The following is an 11,440-nucleotide window of genomic DNA, read 5'->3' on the forward strand; positions in this document are numbered from 1 at the left end:
GCATCTCACTTCCCAAGTGCCGGCCGACGTTCCCGTGAACGCGGATGGAGCCCGAAGTCATGTGAGCCCCGATCCAGTGAACCCCCGCCAGATCTCCTTCCCAGACAATGGTCCCATCACCGGGATCGCCGGCGACGGAAAACATCTCCGCGATCGGCAGCTTCTGATTCCCGTGAAAGATCGAGAACTGCTCGATCTCGGCCAGAGTTTTGTCACGAGTCCAATCGGGAGTGAAACCTTCCACTTCCACCGGCACTGGCGTCTGCGCCCGGTAAGTCATCGTCAGTGCCATGAAGTCCTTTTCCTCTTCCCAAATCGATCGTGTGAGAACCATTTACCAGTCGAAAGTCCGCTGACATTCCACGTCCAATCACCCAAACTATCCGTGGCTTCGCAAACGTACAATGTCGCCAGACCCCGGGCGAGCCGCAACGCAACAAACAACGCCAGTTGATAAAAAGGGCCGATCCGTGAACAAAGGGGCGATTATCTTGTGCGGTGGCGAATCGACCCGAATGGGTCACGACAAGGCATCGCTGCCGTTTGGACCGGAAACGATGCTGCAGCGCGTTGTCCGCCTGCTGAGTTCTGTTATTGACTCCTCCCGGATTGTGGTCGTAGCCGCAGCCGGACAACACCTTCCCAACCTTCCACCAGAAGTCCGTCTGGCTCGAGATCAGCACTCCCGTCGTGGCCCGCTCGAAGGATTTGCGGCGGGGTTGCGTCTGCTGCAGTCACAGGTGGACGCCGTCTTCCTTTCCAGCTGCGACTCTCCACGACTCGTTCCAGACGTCGTGGAATTATTGTTCCATCGTCTTGGCGAAGTAGACATCGCCGTCCCCTTCGACGGGACTTATGAACATCCCCTTACGGCAGTCTACAGGGCGACAGTTCTGAAACGGGTGGAAACGCAACTTGCGGGAAATCGATTCAGCCTGCGTTCCCTGTTCGATCAGGTCTCAACCGTGAGAGTCCCCACAGAAGAGTTACGTACCGTCGATCCCCACCTCACTACGCTCGCAAACCTGAATTCTCCTGAGGAGTACCGCAAAGCACTCTTGGAAATGGGGTTTGAAAGCGATCACCCCTCGTTTCTTGAGTGATTTGCCCCGTCATTTACTCGGCCATGCAATGATCAGTCCCCTCCAGATCTCTGGTCTGGCTCGATCAGATCAAGATTTTTCCGCTCTCTCGGCTGCGGGTACTCTCCACCAGCAGTGCTATTCCGGCTAAGATACGGCTTGTTCCGTTGAAAATGATTGCCGCAAAGGATGCTCCGAATGCCGATTTTTGAGAGTCGAACAGACCTGCACGGGTCTCTTGACCAGGTGTTTGATTTTCTGATCCGTCCAGCCAATTTGCAGGCGATCGCACCTCCCCAGATGCAGTTCGTGTTTGTAACGCCACCTCCCATTATCGAGCTGGGTAGTCGTCTGAAGGTCAAGGCACAGGTCTACGGGATGGTTCAGGAGCTGACGTACGAAATCGTCGAGCTCAACACACCCACTCGATTCCGTGAGAAGATGGTCGAAGGTCCGCTGAAGCTGTGGCTGCATGACTACATCGTCGAACCGCACTCCTCTTCGGATAAAGTCACGTTGATCAACCGGATCGAGTTCGAACCTCCTGGCGGCGTATTGGGCTTCCTGGTCACCGCAGACAGTATTCTCGAAGCACTCGAAGATGGTTTTGAGCATCGCCGGGAAGCCTTGCAGAAACAGTTCCCGCATCCCGGTGCCTGAGGGTCAACCGGCCCAGGCCGGCATCTGGTACCAGGCTTCCTTGAGTCGCTGGCGGGCTCGTCGATAGTCGGGATAAAACTGACCGACCAGGTTCCAGAAGTTCCGTGAATGGTTCATCTCGCGCATGTGGCACAGTTCGTGGATCAGGACGTATCGGACCAGATCCGGGGCGACGAACAACAGTTTCTGATTCAGGCTGATGGTTCCGGTGCTCGAGCAACTTCCCCAGCGGCTCTTCTGGCACCGAATCACCGTTTTGACGTACGCAATCCCTGTCTCTTTGCTCAACTGGCGGAGCAGGGGATTAAGTACGTTGAATGCCTGGCGCCGGGTCCATTGCTGCAGGACCGAGTGGCAGGCGGGAATGTTGTCGACGGCCCCCACCACCCGCAGGCCTCCCTGGCCATCGTCAAACAGCGTAATGGTGTCTGACCGACGGGGATGATACTGGACAATCCACGAGCGACCGCAGGCGGCGAATGAAAGCATCTGTGGCAAAGTCTCGGTCGGTTTGACGCGGCGCTGGCGAGCCTGATCGACCTTGGACAGGGCCGTTCGAACCCATTCATGCTTATCCCGCAAAAAGCCGGGGATCAGCTTCCGATCGAAGCCGCGCGGAACGACCACTTCCAACCCCCGGTCTACCGAAACGCGCAGGCTCATATACTTCGCTCGGACGCTTTCGCGAATCCGATATTCGAAATGAGGCTCCGTCATCCCTGGTCGCTCCTCACGATCCCGCTCGCCTTCGTCTGTCCGTCCACCAGGCACCCAGCCGTCCCTGTTTCAAACCTGGTCCATGGGAGGGGACGCAGGTGGAACAGGCCCCCCACAACGCTATGAGCGTGGTCCATTCCGGTGTTCTAAATCAAAATCATTGAAGACGGAAGAGACGTCCAATTGAACCACCGCGTCGTCCCGGAGGAATGTTCCGGCTTCGGTCACCGCATCAGGATGGAAAAGGATCATCAAAAGGACGAACGTCAAAGTCGTATATCATCCAGTCATGGGGTAATTCAGGATTACGGTGCTTTGACCGTGAGACAGCAGTCAACCGCTGCAATTCTCGAGCATTCGTACCTTGATATTGCTACCTCACCGTCGCTGTCTCGATGACAATGCTACTTGGAAAATAATCGTGCTCTGGACAGTGCATTGAGCAGAGCCCTTCGTGTCGGAAACTGCTTCTTGAGCTTTAACGCCTGCGATTCGGCGATTCCCGCTTGATCAGTCGATGCAACTGCGTCCCGGAGATCGCAGAGTAACACTACCGCCCGGTGATTTGCATCACTTGTCTTTTCTGCTACGCAGAGTTCAATTTCACGCAAAACCTTTACTGGATCGGAAGCTATTTCGGCGAGTCGCTGCTGACGCATCCTCGCAGCAACGGCCGCTGCTTGCTCTTCAGCCCGTCTCAAAGCCTTCTCTTCAAGTTCCTGCAGTTGGTGCATTGTTCGACGGGGATTGTTTGTCGGCCAAAGTGCGCGCCCCTGACTGCGTCGGAATTGTGCCAACATCTCGGATCTGACCGAGGCACTGTCGCCCCTGAGAACGGAAAGGAGCCAGGTCACTTTAAGCTTTTCCGGCAGTTGACGAATCCAGTCTTCCTCTTGCCTTGATGTCTCGTCGCAACTGGAAACTGGCAACGGAGGACTCTCGATGGCAGCAGCCTCGATCAAAGCCTGACTGAGACCATAGAAATCGGCCAGTGCCTGCTGTGCTGGCGTCAGCGATGTTAATCCAGCCGGGACAGGTGCTTCGTGGGTTTTGTCTGGTCGATGGCTGGAATCCTGAGCGACGGCCAAATGTGCCAGATAAAGCGGCCTCAAGTCACCCTCCATCAACTCTGCCCGAAGTGGTTTCAGAGAGTTAAGCATTTCTTCCGGATCAATCAGATCGCTTTCGCCGCACCCATCGTAATAAGGATCAATGACCAGAATGCCTCCTAAACCGCTCGGATCCTTGACGAACTTCAGTCCTTGTCCCAGCAGATACTTTCTCGTCATCGATCGGTTCGGTAGTCCGGCAGGGAGACGAATCATCAGCTTAGTAATGCCAAAATCAGCGTAGTGCAGATGTATGTCGTAACCACGACGTAACATCTCCAGCGCGTCGCCTCGAAAATCTCCGAAGTGATATTCGTTGCTGAAGGACCATTCCGTGATTTCGGCTCTGGAAGACTGCTTGTGCATGTACCTCAGGTCTTCAGCGGAAACCGGTCCGTCGATGGCCAGAAACCCAATGTACTGATACTCACTCACCCAGCGACCTCCTTCAGCGAAACCCGCAGCTTGCTCGCGACCTTGACGACAAACCTCTCCTGACAGTGCGGAATCGACAATCGAACCCTGTTATTTCAATGAGCATAAGTACTCAATCAAATCCGCAAACTGTTCGGCGGTCAGATTCGCCACGATCCCCTCGGGCATCGCCGAAACCTTCAGCAGGAGTCTCTCTTCGACATCACCTTTCTTTAGTTCCCGCCTGCGACCATCGGCCTCTCGAAAGATCGTCGCATCAGCCCGTTCGCTGACGACAAACCCTGCGAAGGTCCGGCCGTCGACCGTCACGAACTGGTAACTCTCATACCCTTGAGCCAGTTTGGCACTCGGTTTGAGGATCGATTCCGCCAGTTCAGGACGCTGGTAACGTTTGCCAATTTCGAACAGGTGAGGGCCTTTCGGAGTCTGACCGTCGGCCGTCGTGTGGCAAGCCGCACAGGCTTGTGTCTTGAACAGAGCCTCCCCGCGACGCGCGTCCCCGCTCGCCAGTAACGTCTGTGCAAGGGCGGAATCGACACTCATGTTTCCCAGTTGCTTCCCGTTCGCAGGATCCGCTTTGGGAACAACCACAATCAGGTCTGGTTCATTCACGACCGATTCGGAATTGCTCGAGATTCCCGCAATTTCAACACCATGCCGCCGCAGTTCCCTTTTGAGGAGCGAGACCGTTTCCGGATCACTGTCTTTCACGGCATTCGCAATCACACCCGCTATCCGGGAACTCATCCCCCACTCGACTCGATCATAGTAGGGGCCACTATTATCCGGCCGAATTCCCCACCAGGAACCGTCGTAGTCGGCTTCGCGGTGGTAGAGACGGATCAGGGACGTGAGGATTCCGTTCCGCAATTCCTCCGTCCTCGCCGTCGCCAGTCGCCGGATCAAACCATCGACTACCCGTGGCTGATGAATCGACCGCAGCACCCACAGAGCACCTACCGAACTCGGTCCATCCAGACCCTCCAGACAGGTTTCGACGGCCTGCAGTTGGACAAGAGCCTGTACCGCCAGATGCGGGATCACTCGTCCGGGATCGGGCTGGTTCTGCAAGGGCCGCTGTGTCGGCATAACTGAGCCGTCCGATCGCATGGTCAACGGCAGGAGACTGGCTGCCGTCTCAGGACGATTTAACCTGCCAAGACTGATCACCGCCTGGGCTCGCACGCGCGGCGAGGGATCATTCAGGCTGTCCACGAAAAGTTGAGGATCCAGGCCAGCCGTCTCACCGGACCGATCCGTTAACGCCCGCAGCACGGACTCACGCAGTGGAGCGATCGCCGCCAGTTTGCCGAGTGCCACATGCGAGAAATTCCCGTCCAGTTGCTTGAGAGTCCAGATGGCAGCTACGCGTCCCTCCAGACGGGTATTGTCGCTCGACGCCAGTTCGATCAGGGCTTTACTCGTCTCCGCATTTCTCCCACGCGACAGGATTTCACCCTGCGCATGCAGTCGAGTGACCGACTGAGGTGCAGCGAGAGCCTCGATCAACTGATCGACAGATAGCGTGTTCAAATCGGGGAAGGGGACATCCTGCATATCTCGAGGCGTCACCCTGGCGACGAAACCGATGTTCGGCCCAGCGAAAACCGATGCTTCGCCCCCTCGCCAACTGGCGACGTACAGTCGCCCATTTCCATCCATGTCCATTCCTGTCGCACGGGGAATCTCGATGAAGACTTCTTGCTCCAGGTCAAACGTCGGTCCATTTTCCTTGAGCGCGTGCCGGTAGACTTCACTGCGGCCCCAATCGCCAGTCAGCAAAGTATCCTGATACGGTTCAGGCCAGCGAGGATCCTGGATGAACAATCCCCCCGTGCCACCACTATTTCCGAACGTCCCCAGCGTCGGCATGGTCTCGTCAGTGAAGTTCGCAAAGAGTTGGGTGTACCCGTACAGAGCAGACTGCTTCAGCAGACTGACACGCGTATCCCAGCCTGCGCCGTCATTGGTATTGTCACGCGTGAAGAGATTCAGAAAAGGATCGATAGCCAGATCGAATGGGTTACGAAGTCCACGGCAGTAGATTTCCAGTTCCGTCCCGTCAGGCCGAACCCGAACGACGCCGCCCCCCCGCAGGACGATCTTCCGACCATCTTTCCCCTGGGCTTCCTTGATTCCGTAGTCTCCGACACCGATGTAAAGCCACCCGTCGATTCCCATGCGAACACAGTTCGTCGTGTGGTCGCCCCCTCGTTCTGTGATCTGATCCGTCGTGAGACCTGTGACGAGCAACTCGCTTGACTCGGCGATCCCATCCCCATCCAGATCCTGAAAGACCGTCAGATCCGGCGGATGCATGACCCAGACCTTGCCATTGCGATAAGTCACACCGCGTGGATGCTCTACCCTGGCAAAGACTGTCACGTCATCGACTTTGCCGTCGTCATCCTGATCGACACACCGCAGGATCCGCCCCCCACCCGGAGTCCGCCCCAGCGAACCCTGTTCGTCAACAGCCACGTACACCGCGCCGGTCGGCTCGCAGGCAATCGCAACGGGATAACTGACGTTAGGTGGGGCCGCGAAGAGTGTCGCCTCGAACTTGGCCGGAACGTGGACTACTTCTTTGAAGGTCGACTCGTTGATGGCGGGAGCATTCTGGGACGACTGGGGCGGTCCAAAACTAAAGGGCTGAGGTACATAGCCGACTCGTTTCCCTGATAACTGTTCCGAGATCGACGCCAGCCGCTTGTCCACGAATGTCTTGAGATCAGGGGGCTGAGGCCCACCCGCTCCCGGTGGGGGCCCGAACGGAGCCACGGGTGCAGGACGGCTGGCGGTCGCGGCCTGTTCTTTTTCGATGACGCCCGCCGTCGCCTGTTCAATCTCGGCGATCTCCTTCATCAACCGGTCATGAGTAAAAATGGTTGCAACCTGATCTGCCAGCAGCTGGCGATACCGCTCAGTCACCTCGGGAATCTGGAACAGTCGATCGGGCAGCTTGTTCTCGCCCGGATAGGGCTTTTGCAGACTGACATCCATCAATTGGTCAGGAGTGCCAAACAACAGCAGATTCGCGAAAGAAAACTCCAGATCACCCGGGATGAAGTGGAACCGGTTCGAGGCGGGATCAAGGTACAGCGAATAGTTGTGCCCGAGGGCAAGAAAGCTTTCGAGGTTCGAGGTGAGTGCGTTCGCGGAGACATACTTCAGGAACTGATCGAGATCGATGAACGATCCAATCTGGACCTGAAATTCCTCGTCAGAGGCAGTGTTGACCAGTTTTGCAAACGCAATCACCCGCTGTTGTTCTTCCGGCGTCGCCTCTCGCTGGGGACGGTAAAAGGCTTGATAGGCCTCCCAGTTCTCACCCGGAGCATCGATTCCCCGGATCCGGAACGGCTTCATGACCAACCCCTTGTCGGATCCGAAATGTTCCCTCAAAAATCGCGCGTCAATCTCTTCGATGACGGTGTACAGCCCAAGGTATTCCCTGTTGTACCGGCCGGGCACCGTGAGGGTAACTTCTGCAAAGGCCGTTCTCGACGCTGGAACTCCCAGTGCCCGAAACAGATTGAAGGCCAGAGCTTCGCGGGCTTTCGAGGGATCAAGAGGCATCGAATGCAACTGAATCGACGACAGCCCGGCAAACGTCTGCTGCTCAAATCGATCGAACTCAATCTTCAGCGGGCGTTTCAGACCATTCGCCGCCACCAGATAAGTGATGTCACCCGCATAACGAATCCCCACCTTCTTAAACGTTTTTCCCTCAGCGGTGACGTTCCCTTCGGCCCAGCGGAACTCGGTTCCGAACAGGTTTCGATCACTCGGACGTGTCCCCTGCGCGGCGGGGGGTGGGGCACCAAACTGGGCCGGAGGAGGGGGCTGCATCGCTGCGTACTCCTTCTCCGACAACTCCAGATGCAGCGTCCAGACTTTCGCAGGGCCAAACGGACTGGCTGCCGTGGACGGATCGGACTGCGCGAGCAGCGAGGTACTCAGCAGCGACCACAGCACAAGACTCGGCACATGACTTCGCACGCAGAATCGCCAGATCATTCGGCCCTCTCCTGTCGAAAATCGTAGGGTTCTCGCCTGTGACGTCAGAAAGTCAGGAAAGCATCAGAGCGAGACGGGTTATTCAATCGCGACATCGGAATTGAATGGAACAGGATCGGACTGAATGAGATGACCGACACAGACGAGTCATTAAACGGCTTCGTGGGAGCATCCTGATGATGAAATCGACTTCATAACCCTTAACACACGTAACCCCATGCCAACGGGGAGTACGAAACAGTGTCTGCCCCGTTCTCCCAGTTCAAAATCCGCTGCTCATCAATGAACGACGCTCACCATTAATTAGGTCGTTCCGTATGAATCAGCCAATCCTCATTCAGTTCGACGTGCTTGATAGAGTAACGCCTGAAGGTAAATGTCACATGAATCTTGCCGTCGCCTGTCTGAATGATACAAGGATAAGAGTACTCACCGGGATTCGACTCCAGATGGAACGGGGTTTCCCAGGTACGGCCTTCATCGACCGACCGGACAATGCTCAGCGGCGTACGGGCCAGTTCCGAATCATTGAACACAGCGACGACATGACCATTCGCCAGTCGGGTCATCGTGATTCCCGAATCGGGGCACCGCAACGCGGACGGAGTTGCTTTCGTCCAGGTCTCGCCCCCATCACTCGATTCGATCTGCGTGATTCGGGGAGCGTGCCGCATCATGCTGAACAGCGATTTGTCATTGCGCTGAATGACGGCAGGCTGGTTTCCCCCATTCGTAAAGCCTCCCCGGCGCCACTGCTTTCCACCATCAGCACCAATGAGAAAGATGGAACCGGCCACACCATCGACGTTCGCTTCCAGTGGCAGCACCAGATCCCCGGACGCAAGTCGGACGGGTGGATTGCGGGGGACGGCCCGCAGTTTGGCGTCAAGGAACTCGCTGTCCTTGCTCCAGGTAAAGCCATGATCGGTCGAGACGCGCGACATTAGTCGGCAGTTATCCCACCCCTGGCCACGCCCCAGCGGCCGGGTGTATTCCATGCGGCACCAGATGATCCAGACACGTTCATGCCCGTCAACGAAGATGACACCGTTTCCGGGCAGGGGGTCTGGTCCCGAGATCAAGGCCTGTGGTTTTCCCCAGGTTCGCTCTCCGGCCGGACGACGCGAAAGAAACAACGTCTGGTCGTCGGCAGACTCGTAACTTCCCCCATACCAGAGGCAGAGCAGATCAGCATTGGCCGCTTCCGTGATCGTCGAACAATGATAGACCGACGCACCCGGGATTCGTTCAAACAGAAGTTCCGAAGAGAATGAGATGGCCCCGTACTTATCGTGCAGCTTCTGCTTCTGTTCCGTCGGCGCCAGTGGCGACGGTGTGACCACCGCTCCCTCGAACTTGGGTTTGATGCCGTTCACCACGGCCGCATCAAACGCCAGTTGACCCGCACGCGATTCCAGCCCACCGCGGTGAACCAGTTTCCCCGTCCCATCGACCAGAGCCACGGAAGGAATCGTGGATATGTCGAGCTTCTGAGACAGCGTCCCGGTGGGATCACGATAAATCGTAAAGATCAGTCCCCGGTCGCGTGCATACTCCGCCAGTTCCTCTGCAGACTCGGCGTTGTTGGAGCAGACGCCGATATACACGACTCCCAGCCGACGATGTTTTCGGTAAAGCGTGCTGATCGCTTCCAGCGACTGATCCACCGCTTCGCTGCGTCCTGAAAGAAACAGGAACGCCGCTGCCGCACGCTCTTTCGTGGGGGTGACGGCGAGTTCTTTTCCCCGTGCGTCAATCAGTGTGATCTCGCCCACGTCGTCACCCAGTTCGACTGAAGCGCTTGCGGAATTTCCATTCAGCAGCACGAAACTCCCCACTGCGAGGATCGTGAAGACTCTGAAGCAGCGAAAACTGGTCATTGACAGCATTTCCGAGTTAGATGATTCGATCACCAGAACATCAAAAGATGATTACACTGTCTCTGCCCGAAATCCATTGAGCAACAATCAAAGAAGGACTGATCGGTGATCTCTCTTGAATAGTGGCCGAAGTCGGTCTTCAAAGGGGACCGTATGACGGGAATCCACGTGGTCACAGCTCAGCCAGAACCACTTCCCAACCGGAAGGCCTTGTTCAGGCATCTCCGGTGTGGTCCTGGTTGAGTGGTTTCAGCCGGGCACGACGCGAACAGCGCAACTCTTATAGGAAGGCTGCTTCGAATAGGGATCAAAAACCGGGTCGGTGAGCCGATTCGTCCCTTCATAATGCATGGGGATAAACACGACTCCGCTGGGAACGGCGGGTGTGAGGAACGCCATCGCTCGTATCTCGCCTCGCTGGGATTCGACCGTCACCCACGTGTTCGGGGCGATCCCCAGCTTACGGGCGTCCGCTGGATTCAGTTCCACGAAGGGCTGCTCAGGGTAAAGCTTCCGCAAGACAGCAGATTTCGACGTACGAGTCTGCGTGTGCCACTGCGAGGCGGAACCTCGTCCGGTCAGAAGATTAAAGGGATACTTCTCTGAAGGGGGTTCTGTCAGTGGCCGAGGATCTTCAAAGACGAATCGCGCCCGTCCGTTCGAATGGTAGAATTTGCCATCTTCAAACAGCCGACGTTCCTGGCGAACATCCGGCACCTTCCCTGCGTAAGGCCACTGGATACCTCCTCGTTCTTCCAGGAAAGCGTAGTCTGAAATCTGGGAGATATCGCACGGTTGTCCCCGCGAAAGCTCCTTCATGATTTCAAAAACGGCCGCAGGACTGGACCAGCGCCGAAACATCTCTCCGCAGCCCCAGTAGTGGGCAATCAGTTGAAAGATCTGAAAATCGGCAAGGGCGTGACCGGGCGCATTGTGCACCTTCTTTATCACGCCCAGTCTTCGCTCAGAGTTGATGAAGGTCCCTTCTTTTTCACCCCAGCCAGCGGCAGGCAGCAACAAATCAGCCCGGACCGCCGTCTCGGTAGAATGGTACATGTCCTGTACGACGAGAAAATCAAGTCGCTCGAGAATATCGCGCGCCTGGTTCTGGTTGATCCACGAATGGGCCGGATTCGTACAGACGACCCACAAGCCTTTGATTTTCCCCCGCAGAATACCTTCCATAATTTCAGGATAGGCCCAACTGTTTTCCGCTGGAATTCGATTCGGATCAATGCCCAGGACCGATGCGACTTTGGCTCGATCGTCGGGACACTTGAAGTCGTATCCTCCCATCAGGCTGGTTGTGTTGCTGAACAGTCGCGATCCCATTGCATTGCACTGTCCGGTGATGGAGTTGGCCCCGGTCCCCGGTCGCCCAATGTTTCCCGTCATCAGCGCCAGGTTGATGATCGCTTGAGCCGTCCGAACCCCCTGATGACTTTGATTCACCCCCATCGTCCACCAGAACGAAGTTCGGTTCCGGTCGTGAATCGTCTCTGCAAATCGCACGATCTGATCGGGTCGTAATCTCGTT

Annotated in this window: 7 protein-coding genes and 1 pseudogene; 2 read left to right on the forward strand and 6 right to left on the reverse strand. The window is 56.5% G+C overall.

The window, feature by feature from the left end:
• Positions 1-292, reverse strand: a pseudogene (locus VGE80_RS24230) (formylmethanofuran dehydrogenase subunit C); the annotation flags it as partial.
• 112 nt (positions 293-404) lie between these two features.
• Between VGE80_RS24230 and mobA the strand changes: the two are divergent.
• Positions 405-1,103 carry a molybdenum cofactor guanylyltransferase gene (gene mobA / locus VGE80_RS24235; RefSeq protein WP_440594440.1) on the forward strand — a complete coding sequence of 233 codons (699 nt, stop codon included), beginning with the start codon at positions 405-407 and terminating at the stop codon, positions 1,101-1,103.
• 177 nt (positions 1,104-1,280) lie between these two features.
• Positions 1,281-1,742: an SRPBCC family protein gene (locus VGE80_RS24240; protein WP_440594441.1), complete on the forward strand. Its 462-nt coding sequence runs from the start codon at positions 1,281-1,283 to the stop codon at positions 1,740-1,742.
• 3 nt (positions 1,743-1,745) lie between these two features.
• Here the strand turns inward: VGE80_RS24240 and VGE80_RS24245 are convergent, their stop codons facing one another.
• The 5 genes from VGE80_RS24245 to VGE80_RS24265 all read right to left on the reverse strand — a co-directional run.
• Complete coding sequence (locus VGE80_RS24245; RefSeq protein WP_440594442.1) at positions 1,746-2,459, reverse strand: M48 family metallopeptidase; 714 nt, start codon at positions 2,457-2,459, stop codon at positions 1,746-1,748.
• 404 nt (positions 2,460-2,863) lie between these two features.
• Entirely contained in the window at positions 2,864-4,003 is a 1,140-nt protein-coding gene (locus tag VGE80_RS24250; protein ID WP_397569864.1) for a hypothetical protein, read from the reverse strand.
• 90 nt (positions 4,004-4,093) lie between these two features.
• Positions 4,094-8,023 (reverse strand): PVC-type heme-binding CxxCH protein, encoded by a 3,930-nt coding sequence (locus VGE80_RS24255; RefSeq protein WP_440594443.1) that lies wholly within the window; start codon positions 8,021-8,023, stop codon positions 4,094-4,096.
• Between the two features lie 299 nt (positions 8,024-8,322).
• Positions 8,323-9,903, reverse strand: a complete 1,581-nt coding sequence (locus VGE80_RS24260) for an exo-alpha-sialidase (RefSeq protein WP_440594444.1) — start codon at positions 9,901-9,903, stop codon at positions 8,323-8,325.
• A gap of 249 nt (positions 9,904-10,152) precedes the next feature.
• Positions 10,153-11,440: molybdopterin oxidoreductase family protein (locus VGE80_RS24265; RefSeq protein WP_440594445.1), on the reverse strand; the 1,288-nt coding region annotated here is incomplete at its 5' end.

The organism is Schlesneria sp. (assembly GCF_036405755.1).
Classification (GTDB): domain Bacteria; phylum Planctomycetota; class Planctomycetia; order Planctomycetales; family Planctomycetaceae; genus Schlesneria; species Schlesneria sphaerica.

Coding starts and splice junctions, on each gene's coding strand:
- mobA (WP_440594440.1), top strand. CDS start 405: ATGTCGCCAGACCCCGGGCGAGCCGCAACGCAACAAACAACGCCAGTT.
- VGE80_RS24245 (WP_440594442.1), bottom strand. CDS start 2,459: ATGACGGAGCCTCATTTCGAATATCGGATTCGCGAAAGCGTCCGAGCG.
- VGE80_RS24255 (WP_440594443.1), bottom strand. CDS start 8,023: ATGATCTGGCGATTCTGCGTGCGAAGTCATGTGCCGAGTCTTGTGCTG.
- VGE80_RS24240 (WP_440594441.1), top strand. CDS start 1,281: ATGCCGATTTTTGAGAGTCGAACAGACCTGCACGGGTCTCTTGACCAG.
- VGE80_RS24260 (WP_440594444.1), bottom strand. CDS start 9,903: ATGACCAGTTTTCGCTGCTTCAGAGTCTTCACGATCCTCGCAGTGGGG.